Origin of the sequence: Chitinophaga agri, assembly GCF_010093065.1 — a bacterium.
GTDB classification, from domain to species: domain Bacteria; phylum Bacteroidota; class Bacteroidia; order Chitinophagales; family Chitinophagaceae; genus Chitinophaga; species Chitinophaga agri.
This window is the reverse complement of sequence record NZ_CP048113.1, coordinates 883,876-897,944: the sequence shown is the minus strand read 5'-3', so window position 1 is coordinate 897,944 and position 14,069 is coordinate 883,876. Positions and strand designations below refer to the sequence as shown.

Sequence of the window (14,069 nt, the reverse complement as noted above, 5' to 3'; positions counted from 1 at the left end):
TAGGTGATGCCGGGCGTTATTGACCATAGTAAGCATCAGGCCCGTGTTTGCGTTCAAAATGTTTTTTAATAAGTGCGTCTTTCAGTTTGGGACATTCCGGGCGTATGCTTTCCGTCAGAAAAGCCATCCGGGCCACTTCCTCCAGTACTGCGGCATTATACACGGCCTTATCAGCCGTTTTACCCCAGGTAAAGGGAGCGTGATTGCCTACCAGCATCATTTCCACATCCTTATAGGACAAGCCTCTCTCCTGCAGGCATTGTATGATCTGAAAGCCGGTCTGATATTCATAATTGCCTTTGATCATCTCATCGCTCATCGGCGCCGCACAGGGTACATCCGCTGTCAGGTGATCGGCATGTGTAGTACCGTACACCGGAATATCCCGCTGGGCCTGTGCCCATGCTGTTGCGTAGGTGGAATGTGTATGTACGATACCGCCGATCTCTTCCCAGTGTTTATAGAGTACCGCGTGTGTTTTGGTATCGGAGGATGGACGTCCGCTGCCTTCAACTGTTTGTCCGTCGAAATCAACGATCACCATCTTATCCGGCGACAGCTGTACATAAGGCACGCCGCTTGGTTTGATGGCAAATACACCTGCAGCACGGTCAGCCACGCTCACATTGCCAAAGGTGAAGAGTACCAGTCCCAGTGCTGGCAATTGCATATTGGCTTCGTAAGCCTGCTCTTTTATGCCCTGATAACGGTTGCTCATACATGTAGTTTTTCGGTGATGGCGCCCAGTTCCTGAAATTTGCGATAACGGGCAGCGTAATACGGAACATTCTCCTGGCGTGGCTGCCAGGTGGTCTCAAACCCGGAAGTCATGGCTTTCTGGGCCTGATCAATATCCGGATAGATACCTGCTGCCACGGCCGCGAACATGGCAGCACCCAATGCGCAGGCATTTTCACTATTCACGATCCGGATCGGCCTGTTCATCACATCTGCCAGTACCTGCATGGCATAGCCAGATTTCTTGGCCACCCCACCGAGTGCGATCACTTCATTGATGGCGATACCTTCCTGCTGGAAACGTGCTGCAATACTTTGTGCCCCGAAGGCAGTTGCCTCTACCAGTGCTTTAAAGAGCTGTATGGCATCAATACCAAGGTGCAGACCGGTGATCGTACTTTTCAGTGTGTGATTGGCATCCGGCGTGCGACGGCCATTGAACCAGTCGAGCGCCAGCGGATCATTATCTTTCAGCGGCAGTTGCTGTGCCTGTTGCGACAGGTAAGCGAGAAGTTTACCTTCTACCTCCGCCAGTTTTTCTTTATCGTCCGGCATGAGGGCATAGAGCGGCCCCATGATCAGTTTGCGTAACCAGGCAAATACATCGCCATAGGCAGATTGCCCGGCTTCCAGTCCCAGCATGCCTGGTATAACAGAGCCGTCTACCTGGCCGCAGATACCTTTTACGAAAAGGTGGCCTGCTTCTTCCATCGGTGCTACGAGGATGTCGCAGGTGCTGGTACCGATCACCTTACACAGCGCGTATGACTGGATACCACCGCCTACAGCGCCCATGTGGGCATCGAAGGCACCGGTGCCGATCACTACATCTTCGGGCAGTCCCAGTTTAGCCGCCCATTCTTTACTGATGGTGCCGGCAGGAACAGTTGCGTCTACGGTGTCGGTATAAGTCTGGTCGTATCTGGTAAGTGCCGGACTGAGTTTTTCCAGGAAAGTCTTCGGAGGTAATCCGCCCCAGGAGGCATGCCACATGGCTTTATGGCCTGCCGCGCAACGGCTGCGTAATAGGGTGTCCATGCTGTTATTGCCGGTCAGCACTGCCGGTATCCAGTCACAGTGTTCCACCCAGGAAGCCGCCTTCTCACGCACGGCGCCATCTTCCGTGATAACGTGCAGGATCTTGGCCCAGTACCATTCGCTGCTGTAGATACCACCACTGTACTGGGTATAATCCATGCCGTTGCTATGTGCGATGTCATTGATCAGGGCCGCTTCTTTATTGGCCGTATGGTCTTTCCAGAGCACGAACATAGCGTTCGGGTTCTCTTCGAAACCGGGTAATAAGGCCAGCGGCGTACCCGTTTCATCCACAGGACCGGGTGTCGAGCCCGTCGTATCAACGGCGATCCCTTTTACGAGAGCGGCGGTACCGGCGGGGCATTGCTGTAAAGCTTCACGGATGCTATGCTCCAGACCTTCGAGGTAGTCAAGGGGATGTTGCCTGTATTGCTGTGTGGCAGGATCACAGTATAATCCTTTCTGCCAGCGGGGATAATAATGTACCGCACTACCGGCTTCCTGCCCCGTTTGTGTATGCACAACGAGCGCGCGTACCGAATCAGTACCAAAGTCAACCCCTATTACAAATGAATTTTCCATAACGTACATTCCTGACGTGCGTTCTGCCCGGCGGCAGAAAACAGCAGCTTATTTTAAAATGAATAATCGTTTGTGTCTACTTTATTGTCAAAACGACAATTATAAAAACAGGCAAAAAAACGCTGATATGATTATCACTGTTTGCGCAGTGACCATCATATCAGTGATGGCCTATTTCAAATTTCCCGGATCGGAAACAAAATTGAGGAAGGCGTGGAATTTGGCGCTGTATTTTCTTTTGTCCAGCTTATAATAGAATGCTCCCCTTTTGGAAGTAGCCCTCTCTTTTTCTTTTTGTTTAACCAGCAGCCCGGTAGAAAGCACCTTTCTGCTGAAGTTACGCTTATCGAAGCCGGCATCATATACTGCTTCGAACAGTATCTGTAACTGAGGGATGGTGAACCTTGTAGGCAGCAACTCGAACAACAGCGGGTGGATCGCCGCTTTGTATCTTAATCTGGCCTGCGCTTCTGTGACCATGTGGGCGTGATCGAAGATAAGTTTAGGCGCATCTCTGAGTGGGAACCACTCAGCCTTGTACTCGTCGGTGATCTGCTGCTTATACTGGTTGATGTCGATAAGGGCAAAATAGGCAATAGATAGCGTTCTTTCCATTGGGTCCCGCTGCGGGTCACCAAAAGCGCCTAACTGCTCCATATATACCCCGTCCAGTCCTGTCAGCTTGGTCAGCGTACGGGCTGCCGCATGTTCAAGATCTTCATCAGGTTGTACGAAACCTCCCATCAGGCTCCATTTACCCTTTTCTGGTTCAAAACCGCGCTTAATCAGCAAAAGCTTGAGATCCTGCCCGTCAAAACCGAAAATTATACAGTCTACAGCTACCAGCATCCGGGTTTGCCGGGAATAACGTGTCATACTTTCCAGGAGTTTAATTCCGCTAATATAAAGCACCCCGTTGATATTGCCAGCATTTTAAACCACAGACTGCTTATTTCCTCACAATATAGAACTTTAAATGTCAATTTTACAATTATTTTTTACCGGAGAAATAAATGGTCTTTACTGCAGACAAAAACTACTGTATGAGCAGGCATATCCATGCGCGTTTCAAAGGAACCGTAAATGCCTGCGATAGCAGTATTGACAGGCACTCCGGCTCACGATGCTGCACCATTTTCTGAGCGCGGGTCACCGATGACCGGCTCGTCCCGCCAGCAGGACAAAAACGGCTGTATTATGGACAGGAATGATACAGCGTGCAGTAAACAGCGGATTACTACGCGTACTGTCCTACGTTATGCCTATTCTAAAAAATAGTGACCCTGGCCCTGTTGTTTTCGGCCAAAACATCTGCAGCAGGTGATACGCCTTACGTTAATACGACTTCCCATAGGGTAGGATTAACGTAAACCAGCCAGCCCATGACCACGGACGACGGACGCCTGGCATGAACGGCGTACACCTGCTGCCCGCACCATCCCCATTGAACCAGGTATGTCAACCCGCATATGTATCTGTTTTATAAGCTTTTATTATTAGTGAAAAAGGCAACTGATATGCTCACTAAAAGGGCACCATAAGGACATCATAAGGACATCTCAAGGGCACTTCGATATCCAGGGGATATTGAGATGCCCTTGAAGTGACCTTATAGTGCCCTTTTAGTGACGGTAACGTAACCTGATCAGGAGGTCATCAGCTGCCATTCCGGTGCATATGGGTATACAAAAATGAGGAGGGTGTGTCAAAATTACTTTTGACACACCCTCCTCATTCTTATACAGTTAAGTAAATAAAAGGCTTACCTGAACAACGCTGGTACCGTCAGCGTAGTATAATCCGGTACAAAGGTCAGGATATTATCAAAGGCACTGAACTCTTCCACCGTGTGCATAGTGGTCAGGACCACCGCCTTCATGCCTGCATTTGCTGCGGCTTCCACGCCTTTAGGCGCATCTTCAAATACGATACAGTTAGCAGGATCTACGCCCAGTTCCTCCGCGGCCTTCAGGAATACTTCCGGATTGGGCTTGCTGGTCGCTACATCATTCGCAGTGACAATGCTTTTAAAGTAATGGCGGATGTGCAGGTTATCCAGTGCAAAGTCTACGTTAAAAGGAATGGCGGCCGTGCCGATACCCATCCCGATACCCTCTTTTTCAGCCGCTGCCAGGAATGCCTCCAGTCCATCGATCAGCCGCAGATGCGGCAGGTATGCCTGCTGATAACGGCGTTCTTTCTCCATGGATAATTCATCCATTTCTGCAGCTGTAAAACGGTCTTTCCCAAAAATACGGACCAGCAGCTCCTGGTTCTTACCATACATCTCTTTCTTTACTGCCGCCCGGGTCATACCTGCACCCAGGTCATTATTCAGGATGTTAAACCAGCCTTCCAGATGATACTCCATATCATCGATCATTGTGCCGTTCATGTCAAAAATAAATGCCTTTTTCATATGCCTGTTTTACGATTTGCAGGCTCAAAGCTAATCAATTCAGGGAAGAGTGCCTATGTCAGGCATGAGGTGAAGGAAAAAATAGAAGGTCGAATGATTTCGACCTTCGCCGACCTAGTTCACGTTATTGAATCGGCCGCATGCGGCAAAAATTACCTGGGAAATTTGCATGCAGCTCGCAGAAACAGTTTTAACGAGGAATTGAGAATTGATCTTATAGAGTCACAAGCCCGGCGTACAACCTGCTGTTTTGACGGACGTCTTTGACCTGCAAATGGCGTACGATGATAGTAAAGCAGCACTATCATGCTTTCCAGCGCACTAATCCCTCATTCCTGGTGCTTAATTTCTTATGTAATTCAGCCGAAAGCGCTACCCGGACGCATTTGACCTGCAAATGGCATACGTTGATTATAAAGCAGCACTATCATGCCTGATGGCGCACTGATTGCTCATTCCTGATTCCTGATTTTTTCACGGGAAGTTTTGCCGGTCGGATCAGTCTTCATATTCTGTGGAATTACCTTGCTCTCTTTATTGGCAAACAACAATCGCTACTGGGTGCAAGTTAATGATAAATGTCAATTTAACAATTAAATTTTTCGGGTAATACAGCCGCCTGCTCCTACCCGGCTGCTTCCGTGTATGCATACCGGGCAAACAGACTTTTCAATATATTTGACCTATGCGCAATATTCTTAAAAATTACAGCAGCCTGCTGACCCTACTAGGCGGCATTATTGCCGGCAGTATCCTGGGGCTGATCTTTGGTAAACAGGTAGAGGTGATCAAACCGATCGGCGATATATTCCTGAACCTGCTCTTTACAGCTGTCATCCCGCTGGTGTTCTTTGCCATCGCTTCTGCCATTGCCAATATTGATACCGGTCAGAAAGTGGGTAAGGTCATTTCTGTGATGAGCCTTGTATTCCTGGGTACCGTGCTTGTATCGGCCTTCCTGACCATCGTTGCCATCTGGATCTTTCCGCTGAAGGCGGTGGCGCCGGGTACGTTTACGGAAGATCCGGATATGCACCCTGCCGGTTTTGGTGAGCAGATCGTACGACTGCTGACGGTAGGCGAATTCTTTGAACTGCTGTCACGCAGGAATATGCTGCCTTTCATTATCTTCTCGGCGCTCACCGGCTTTGCTGCCCTGAAAGCAGGTGATGCCGGTAAGGCATTCCGGAACTTCCTGCATTCCGGCAATGAGGTGATGAAGTCCCTGCTTGAACTCATTATGTTACTCGGGCCGATAGGTCTCGGCGCTTACTTTGCCTATCAGGTGGGAACGCTTGGTCCGCAGCTGTTCGGTACCTATGCCAGTTCCATGGCTTTATACTATGGATTCGGCTTCTTTTACTTCCTTGTATTATTCAGTGTATATGCCTTTCTGGCGGGTGGTTTCGCTGGTGTGAAGCTCTATTGGAAGCATAACCTTGTGCCTGCCTTTACGGCGCTCGGCTCCTGCAGCAGTATCGCCACGATGCCAGCTAACCTGATCGCCGCACAGCGCATGGGCATCCCTGAGCACATCGGCAACGTAGTGGTACCATTGGGTGGCCCCTTGCATAAAGATGGTTCCAGTATCTCTTCTGTTATAAAGATCGGGGTGGTATTCGCCATGTTCGGTCGGCCGCTGACAGGCGTAGACACTGTGCTGCTGGCGTTGGGCGTAACAGTGATCGTGAGTATTGTGGAAGGGGGTATTCCTAACGGAGGATATATCGGGGAACTGCTGGTAATGTCTGTATATGGTTTTCCTATAGAAGCCTTACCGGCTGTGATGGTGATCGGTACCCTGGTAGATCCCCTGGCTACCATTCTGAATGCCACCGGAGATACGGTAGCCGCCATGATGGTAACCAGGGTGATAAAAGGGCGCAACTGGCTTAAGGATCGAGCGGATCTTCAGGGTCCTGCTGCCATGCCCGCAGGTCAGGCATGATCACATTTTCCGTATTGCTCCTTCTTTCTATTCCCTTATATGGCAGATAGCCGATCTCGTTAATAAAACGGATCGCCATTTTTTCTATCGCCAGTGACTGAAACGCATCTGACACGATCAACATCGGCTTTGCAGCAGGCATATTGAATAAAGAAGCCAGTCTGACAGCATTCCTGATGTTGGTCGTCGTATGCCTTGCATGCGGCTCTATGATCACGGCGCTATCCGGAATACCCAGTTTGCTCACCATATATTTTTTCATTTCTATTGCTTCGCAGAACGGTGTTTTGTAAGGATGGACATGTCCACCGGAAACAATAATGAAAGGAGCCATGTTCTTTCTGTACTGTTCAGCCGCCAGTCCGCAACGGTAGGCGCCCATACTGTCCATCGAGGCGCCCGCCTTACCCGGGCCGGCACCTGGTACGAGGATAGCGGTATATTTATACGCATTCCAGTTGATCCTTCTTGACTTGGAGAAAGGTGCTGCATTGCTGCCCTTGTATAAAGGTTCATAGCGGGTGGCCTCATCCCGGCCGTTGATCTCCAGCGCTTTTAGTGACGCAAGCAAAGATGGTTTGAAGAAGGTGTTCCCTGCACCGGCTGTCAGCACCTGCTGGGTAGCGGCCTTCACCTTCTGTACGAACGCCGGATCGGATGGTCTGAAAGAGATCGAATCGATCTTTGGATAGCGGGGTGGTACGGCCTGCAGGTATACTTTGTAGACATGGTTCATACCTGCCGCAACATCTTCCCATGCTTTACGTATAAAGGTCGTATCTGAGGCATCGTTATATACCGGATAACGGGATTCTATCTTCAGGCGCTCTACTAACTGCGCCATATCAGTATCGGCAATGGTGAGGCGCTTGAACTCCTCTCCGGCTTCCCTGATATCTTCCGCTGTCCATAACAATGCAGTACCGATACACGCGGCATCACCACAATCGCTGTAAGCCGCCTTCAGCCTTTCCTGGCGTTCCGCTGCGAGACGGTTAAACGCGGTGCTCTTCAACACCATATCATGTGCTGCTCCTTTTCTTTCCAATACATACAGCAGGAAGAAAGACTTTCTCATCTGTACCTGCTGTGCTGTGGTGTAAACAGGTCCTGTGACCTTTGGTGCTGCTGCTCTCACCGTTGTCCTGGCTTTTGATTTACCCTTCGCTGATTTCTTTTTTCTGGTCTGCCCATACCCCGTTAATGTCATTGCAGATAATAACAGGCATAGGCCGATGTTTAATGCTGATCTCATATTTTTACCCTGAGGCGTGTTGGCAACGCCCCCCTTTTAGTTATCGTATCTGTTTCCCGTTCTTCCAGATGCCGCTGATATTTTGCGTAGCTCTGACATCCAGTTGCGGGTCTGCATCCAGCAGTATAAAGTCTGCCTTCTTACCCGGCTGTAAGGTGCCGGTCTGTTTATCTATTCCCAGTAGGGCGGCACCATTCCGGCTGGCATAACTGATCGCTTTTACAGCAGGAATGCCGGCTGCTGTCATCAGCTGTAATTCCCGGTGTTCGGAGAAGCCCTGCGCCCTGACTGGTTGTGCGCCTGAATCAGTGCCCATAGCGATCTTCACACCGGCGCTGTCCATTTTATGCAGATTGGTTTTCGCGATCGCAAAGGCCCTGATCTTACGGTCCCTGTCCTTATCTTCCTGCTGTTGTTTGCGATAGGCGTCGCTGTTCAGCAGGTCCCATGCACCTGGTTCCAGGGAACGCACGAAAAAAGGGTCAGTGAACCATCCGGGGCTGGCGGCGCCATAGACCAGTCCGAATTCTTCTATACAGAGGGTGGGGATATAAAACACGTTCTTCAGCTTCATGGCCCTGATCAGTGCATCATCCACCTCCTGGTCACGGATGCTGTGGGCGAGTACGTCAATACCGGCATCTACCAGCTGACGTGCATCTTCCAGGTAGTAAACGTGGGCGGCTACTTTGATATTGTTGGCATGTGCTTCAGTGATGATCGCCCGATAGATCTCGGGGAGCATACGGGGGGCACCATCTACCCAGATCTTGATAAAATCAGGTTTCAGGGTAACGAGGTGCTGCATTTGCTGCAGGGCCTCATCTGCACTACCCGGACGGAGGATGCTCGGGCCAAAGGCCGCCGGTGGTGTACCACGGGGCACGCCGAAGCCAAAACCAGCAGTATAATAGGAAGCCCCTCCCAGCATGTCAGCACGGGAGGCATCACGGAGCATGAAACCCTGTGGCTGGTCCGTACCGAGACTTAACACGGTACCGATACCGTATTGGAGATATTTATTCAGCTGACGGGAAACATTGTCGGGAGTGAAGTGCTGGCTGGCGATCGTAGTGCCTTTGAGGATACCTACATGACAATGGGCATCAACCATCAATGGCATGATCGTTTTGCCTGCCCCGTTGATCTCTTCCGCAACTTTCACAGGATAGTTGATGCCAGCGGGTAATATGGCCGCGATCGTATCATCGCTGACCACAAGACTGACATTAGAACGGGCAGGCTGCCCGCTCCCGTCAATCAGCGTAACATCTTTAATTATAAATGATGTGTTGTCCTGCGCATTGGTATACAAACATATAGCGGAAAGACAAACACTGAATAACATCGGTTTTAACATAGTTAACAATTTGCAGTTTGGATCATCCGGAACTGCAAACTACGAAACTATAGACTTAAAACAGACCCGGTCGCCTGCTGAATTTTATGAAAGGCAAGATCAAGGTCTGAAAGGAGGTCGGCCGGTTCTTCCAGTCCGACGGACAAACGGATGAGACTATCCGCTACTCCGGCCGCTCTGCGGGTTTCGCCGGGGATGGATTTATGCGTCATTCCTGCCGGGTGACATAGCAGGCTTTTAATACCGCCCAGGCTTTCTGCCAGTTTAAACAACTGCGTGGACGTCACAAACGCCAGTGCAGCCGCCTCCGTGTCTTCTTTCAGGGTAAAGGAGACAATACCACCGAAACCTTTGGCCTGTTTCTTTGCAATTTCATGTCCGGGATGGGACGGTAGTCCAGGGTAGAAAACTTTGTCTACCAATGGATGTATCGCCAGGTATGCTGCTATCTGCTGAGCATTACTACAATGCTGCCTTACACGCAGATGCAGGGTCTCTATACCACGGATCAGCAGGAAGCTGTCGAATGGCGAGAGGATGGCGCCACAGGCGTTCTGATAGAATTTTATCTCGGCACCCAGTTCGGGCGTTTTGGTCACTACTACGCCGGCTATCAGGTCGCTATGTCCGCCGAGATATTTGGTAGCACTGTGAATAACGATATCGGCACCTAAATTTAACGGCTGTTGCAGCACGGGAGAGGCGAAGGTATTGTCTACACAGAAGAGGCATTTGCTGGCAGCGGCGATCTTTGCCAGTGCGGCAATGTCGGAGATCTTCAGGGTGGGATTGGTAGGCGTTTCCAGCCATATGAGCTTTGTCCTGGGAGTGATGGCATTGAATACCGCCTGCACATCCGAAGTATCAACATAGGTTACTTTGATGCCGAACTTCTGGTATACTTTATTGAATAACCGGAAGGCACCTCCGTAAATATCATCTACAGCGACGATCTCGTCTCCATACTGCAACAGTTTCAGGATAGCGTCAATGGCGGCAAGACCGCTGGAAAAAGCAATACCCGTGGCGCCGTCTTCCAGCTGGGCAACGATCTTCTCCAGTGTTTCGCGGGTCGGGTTATTGGTACGTGCATAGTCATAGCCCTTGTTAACGCCGGGCGCTTCCTGTACAAAGGTGGAAGTCTGGTAGATGGGCACTGCGATGGCGCCGGTCTGTGGGTCTACGGGAATAGAATGGATCAGTTGTGTGATTGTGCTCATCTCTTTGTGTTTTTAAGTTTGATGAAAATTGTTGAATAAACAGGTTCCTTAGGGGAACTTATCAGAGAAGAGCAGATAGCGACAGGGAGGTCTTAAAACAAAAAAACTCACCTGGTAGCCAGGTGAGTTGAATATATTTTGAGTAAATATCGATCAAACCTACTGACTTATCTTTCCCGCGATGCGGGGTGGATGTAGCACCTTTCCGGTTTGGTGGTTCCGGATGGTTGCTAAGGCTTCACAGGGCCATTTCCCTCTGCCTTTCTTGATAAGAAACTTAAAGAACTGGTGCAAAGATATAAACGGAAAACTTATATCACCAAATTTTTTTTCAGCTTTTATACGCTTTTATGATCTGTTCAATACCATCTTTGTAGGCAGTGGGAGTAAAATGAAAATGCTTCTCAAACTTCGTACTGTCGAACAGGTAAGGGTGTGTGGTCTGATACATCATCTCGTGGACTTCGGCGACAGTGGTGTTAAAGAACCCGGCCAGCCTGATCATGAAGCTGTTGAGCTTTGTGTATTTCGGCTTTGTGTGTAAAGCAGCTGCGATCATCTCCACATATTCCTTACCGTTAGGTGCAGGATTGGTGGTGGGCAGGTGCCATACCTGGTTATAGGTCGATGCATCTGTAGCCAGCATATACAATGCCCTGCCGGCATCGGGAGTGTAGGTATAGCTATGTGGCACGTGATCATTCCCGATCCAGTTGGCGGTTTGTCCTTTTGCCAGTTTATCTATCACCATCATGTTCAGCACGCCGGTGGCGCTCGCGCCGGGACCGTAGAAATCAGCCGCCCGGGCAATGGTGGCGGTCAGCCGGCCTTCACTCACCCTATCCATGATCTTACGGGCTACAAGGGCCCTGATCTCTCCTTTTTTACTCCGTGGGTTATAAGGCGTATCCTCGGTCATTTTACCATCTACAAGTCCATACATGTACACATTGTCAAAAAAGATGAGCGGAATACCTCCTTCGCTGCAGGCATGGATCACGTTCTGAATAATTTTAGGCCAGGCGTCCTGCCACACCTTGTGATCGTATTTCAGTCCGACACACAGAAAAACGACGGCTGAACCGCTGACGGCCCTCCTTGTTTGCAGCGGGTCGAGCATATCCGCCGCCATCACATTGGTCACCCCCTGCTCCGGCTGTCCCCGCCGGCTTACCAAACGCACCTGTTTACCGTGTTCCAGTAACACGGCCGTTAATTCCCTGGCGATCACCCCTCCTGCTCCTAAAATTGTGTAAACTGCTGATTCTGATAGATTTGATGTAGTGCTGACCATGTAAGGTGTCTTTTGTTATAAGATAGTGACGTAAAACTATTAATTTTATTTTATTTTATAAACACTGTTCATTAAATTTGCATTGTAAAGAAATTGTTATGGGAATTAGTGACCGGAAGGAAAGGGAAAAACAGGAAATGCGGAAACGCATTATCAGTACTGCTATGGAGATGTTCATTAACGATGGTTATGAGAAGACATCCATCAGGAACATCGCCGAGAAAATAGAGTACAGCCCTGCGACCATTTACCTTTACTATAAAGACAAGGACGAGTTGTTATATGAAGTGCAGGGGCAGGCATTTGCGCAGCTGTATGTTGCCTTTATGCATTATACAACAGCGACTGATCCCATGGAAAGACTGGAGCAATTACTGCATGCTTACGTCAACTTCGGTTTCGAGCACCCGGACCTGTATGACCTGATGTTCATTCTTCGTTCGCCTATGAACGCGGTAGACGAAAACGACTGGCCAAACTGTGATGAGTCATTTGCCTTCCTTGTTGAGGTGCTGACTCCTGTGATGGATCAGTTACGTTATCCGGATCTGCACACGGCAGCGCTATCGATCTGGGCTTTCGGACATGGACTGATCTCACTATACATCAGAGAACGGATCAAGGTGATGCATCTGCCTGATGATCAAAGCAAAACACTGATCAAGGCGACAATAGATGACTACCTGCGCCTGATCAAAAAATAACGGGCAGCACCGGCAGGCCTGCGCGCGCGCTTCACTAACGCTATCGCCGGGGTATCCGGTTATAGTCTGATCGTTTTAATTTTCAACAGACACGATAAGTGTCTTTTTTTATCCGCCATAACTAAACAGTGTTCATTATGTCAACTATAATCATGAAAAGAAAAACGTTCATAATAATAATGGCTATTATTGGAACGTGCGCCCAGTACGGGCATGGGCAGAGCAAAGTGCTGGAAGACTATATCCAGAGCGCCTTTTCACAGAATCAGGGGCTCAAACAGCAGCATTTTCAGCTGGATAGATCGCTTTACGCCCTGCAGGAAGCCAGGAGCCTGTTCTTCCCACAGGTGGGATTGACCGGTAATTATACCAGGGCTGGTGGTGGCCGTACGATCGATATTCCGATCGGTGACATGCTGAACCCGGTTTATACCACACTGAACCAGCTAACTAATAGTCAGAAATTCCCGCAACTGGAAAACCAGTCTGTACTGCTGAACCCCGATAACTTTTATGACGTACACCTGCGGACCTCTCTCCCGCTGATAAATACCGAAATCTGGTATGCACAGAAGATCCGCCGGGAAAGTATCACCCTTCAGCAGGCAGCCCTGAATGTGTATAAACGCAGGCTTGTAAAAGACATTAAAACAGCGTATTACCAATACTACCAGGCCGGGAAAGCGGTGGACATCTATCATACGGCCCTTTCACAGGTGCAGGAGAATATACGCGTGAACACCAGCTTCCTTGCCAACGGTGTTACCAACAGCACGGCCCTGACGCGTGCCAAAGCAGAGCAACAGAAGATCGAAGCAGCCATCACAGATGCGGAGAATAAACAACTGAATGCCGCCGCCTACTTCAACTTCCTGCTGAACAGAGACCTGAAAGCACCTGTCACTATCGACAGCAGCCTGTTCCAGCAGGAAGAACTATCGGAAGCTCCCGCAACAGCAGCCAACGTTAGAGAGGAACTGTTACAGCTTTCCCAGCAACAGAAGATAGCTGACCTCTCCTACCGCCAGTCGAAATCCTACCTGGTGCCTAAACTCAGCACCTTCCTGGATCTCGGTTCCCAGGGCTTTAACTGGAAAGTGGATAACCAGTCCCGCTATTATATGTGGGGTGTCAACCTGCAATGGGACCTCTTCGCCGCCGGACAACGGAAATACAAAGCCAAACAGGCTGCTATTGACGTGAGCAATCTGCAGGCCGCCTATACCGAGGCTAACCTGTCATTCCAGCTGGAACAGCAGGTAGCAGAAAATAACTATCGTACAGCGGTGGCCAATTTCAACAGTGCCCGCGAACAACTACGGCTATCTGAAAAGTACTATACCGATCAGTCGAAAGTCTACAAAGCAGGGCAACTCCTGTATATAGAGCTGCTCGATGCACAGAATCAGCTGACGAATGCCCGCTTACAGTTATCTGTCGCCTTTGCCGCCGTGCAAACAACCATTGCAGATATTGAACGTGCAAAAGCCTCCTATAAACTATAAACTGCT

The 14,069-nt window shown here is 49.6% G+C and carries 11 protein-coding genes and 1 riboswitch; of the genes, 3 read left to right on the top strand and 8 right to left on the bottom strand.

Translation table 11 applies throughout. The features are described from left to right. Positions 1-16: 16 nt before the first annotated feature. The 4 genes from GWR21_RS03340 to GWR21_RS03325 form a co-directional block, all read right to left on the bottom strand. On the bottom strand, positions 17-718 hold the full coding sequence (locus GWR21_RS03340) for an L-ribulose-5-phosphate 4-epimerase (RefSeq protein ID WP_162330367.1): 702 nt from the start codon (positions 716-718) through the stop codon (positions 17-19). Beyond that, complete coding sequence (locus GWR21_RS03335; RefSeq protein ID WP_162330366.1) at positions 715-2,358, bottom strand: ribulokinase; 1,644 nt, start codon at positions 2,356-2,358, stop codon at positions 715-717. The genes GWR21_RS03340 and GWR21_RS03335 overlap by 4 nt, the downstream gene beginning before the upstream one ends. A 171-nt stretch (positions 2,359-2,529) precedes the next feature. Continuing rightward, entirely contained in the window at positions 2,530-3,234 is a 705-nt protein-coding gene (locus GWR21_RS03330) for an NUDIX hydrolase (protein WP_162330365.1), read from the bottom strand. 886 nt (positions 3,235-4,120) lie between these two features. Beyond that, positions 4,121-4,777: an HAD family hydrolase gene (locus GWR21_RS03325; protein WP_162330364.1), complete on the bottom strand. Its 657-nt coding sequence runs from the start codon at positions 4,775-4,777 to the stop codon at positions 4,121-4,123. Between the two features lie 685 nt (positions 4,778-5,462). On the opposite strand from GWR21_RS03325, the gene GWR21_RS03320 reads away from it, so the two are divergent. Next, positions 5,463-6,725, top strand: a complete 1,263-nt coding sequence (locus GWR21_RS03320) for a dicarboxylate/amino acid:cation symporter (protein ID WP_162330363.1) — start codon at positions 5,463-5,465, stop codon at positions 6,723-6,725. Here GWR21_RS03320 and GWR21_RS03315 read toward each other — a convergent pair. From GWR21_RS03315 to GWR21_RS03300, 4 genes are all read right to left on the bottom strand, one after another. Further along, positions 6,670-7,980 carry a YdcF family protein gene (locus tag GWR21_RS03315; RefSeq protein WP_162330362.1) on the bottom strand — a complete coding sequence of 437 codons (1,311 nt, stop codon included), beginning with the start codon at positions 7,978-7,980 and terminating at the stop codon, positions 6,670-6,672. The genes GWR21_RS03320 and GWR21_RS03315 overlap by 56 nt on opposite strands. Before the next feature lie 40 nt (positions 7,981-8,020). Further along, positions 8,021-9,340 (bottom strand): amidohydrolase family protein, encoded by a 1,320-nt coding sequence (locus GWR21_RS03310; protein ID WP_162330361.1) that lies wholly within the window; start codon positions 9,338-9,340, stop codon positions 8,021-8,023. Positions 9,341-9,387: 47 nt separating this feature from the next. Further along, positions 9,388-10,560 (bottom strand): trans-sulfuration enzyme family protein, encoded by a 1,173-nt coding sequence (locus GWR21_RS03305; protein WP_162330360.1) that lies wholly within the window; start codon positions 10,558-10,560, stop codon positions 9,388-9,390. A gap of 164 nt (positions 10,561-10,724) precedes the next feature. Then, positions 10,725-10,835: riboswitch (SAM riboswitch) on the bottom strand. Between the two features lie 56 nt (positions 10,836-10,891). Further along, entirely contained in the window at positions 10,892-11,854 is a 963-nt protein-coding gene (locus GWR21_RS03300) for an NAD-dependent epimerase/dehydratase family protein (RefSeq protein ID WP_162330359.1), read from the bottom strand. A 98-nt stretch (positions 11,855-11,952) separates the two neighbouring features. On the opposite strand from GWR21_RS03300, the gene GWR21_RS03295 reads away from it, so the two are divergent. Further along, on the top strand, positions 11,953-12,558 hold the full coding sequence (locus GWR21_RS03295) for a TetR/AcrR family transcriptional regulator (protein ID WP_162330358.1): 606 nt from the start codon (positions 11,953-11,955) through the stop codon (positions 12,556-12,558). A 179-nt stretch (positions 12,559-12,737) separates the two neighbouring features. Then, a complete protein-coding gene (locus tag GWR21_RS03290) occupies positions 12,738-14,063 on the top strand; it encodes a TolC family protein (protein WP_162330357.1) in 1,326 nt (441 codons plus the stop codon). The last annotated feature ends 6 nt before the right edge of the window (positions 14,064-14,069 follow it).

What these genes read in the sequence shown, in the direction of transcription:
- GWR21_RS03340 (WP_162330367.1), bottom strand. Translation starts at nt 718, where the DNA reads ATGAGCAACCGTTATCAGGGCATAAAAGAGCAGGCTTACGAAGCCAAT.
- GWR21_RS03335 (WP_162330366.1), bottom strand. Translation starts at nt 2,358, where the DNA reads ATGGAAAATTCATTTGTAATAGGGGTTGACTTTGGTACTGATTCGGTA.
- GWR21_RS03330 (WP_162330365.1), bottom strand. Translation starts at nt 3,234, where the DNA reads ATGACACGTTATTCCCGGCAAACCCGGATGCTGGTAGCTGTAGACTGT.
- GWR21_RS03325 (WP_162330364.1), bottom strand. Translation starts at nt 4,777, where the DNA reads ATGAAAAAGGCATTTATTTTTGACATGAACGGCACAATGATCGATGAT.
- GWR21_RS03320 (WP_162330363.1), top strand. Translation starts at nt 5,463, where the DNA reads ATGCGCAATATTCTTAAAAATTACAGCAGCCTGCTGACCCTACTAGGC.
- GWR21_RS03315 (WP_162330362.1), bottom strand. Translation starts at nt 7,980, where the DNA reads ATGAGATCAGCATTAAACATCGGCCTATGCCTGTTATTATCTGCAATG.
- GWR21_RS03310 (WP_162330361.1), bottom strand. Translation starts at nt 9,340, where the DNA reads ATGTTAAAACCGATGTTATTCAGTGTTTGTCTTTCCGCTATATGTTTG.
- GWR21_RS03305 (WP_162330360.1), bottom strand. Translation starts at nt 10,560, where the DNA reads ATGAGCACAATCACACAACTGATCCATTCTATTCCCGTAGACCCACAG.
- GWR21_RS03300 (WP_162330359.1), bottom strand. Translation starts at nt 11,854, where the DNA reads ATGGTCAGCACTACATCAAATCTATCAGAATCAGCAGTTTACACAATT.
- GWR21_RS03295 (WP_162330358.1), top strand. Translation starts at nt 11,953, where the DNA reads ATGGGAATTAGTGACCGGAAGGAAAGGGAAAAACAGGAAATGCGGAAA.
- GWR21_RS03290 (WP_162330357.1), top strand. Translation starts at nt 12,738, where the DNA reads ATGGCTATTATTGGAACGTGCGCCCAGTACGGGCATGGGCAGAGCAAA.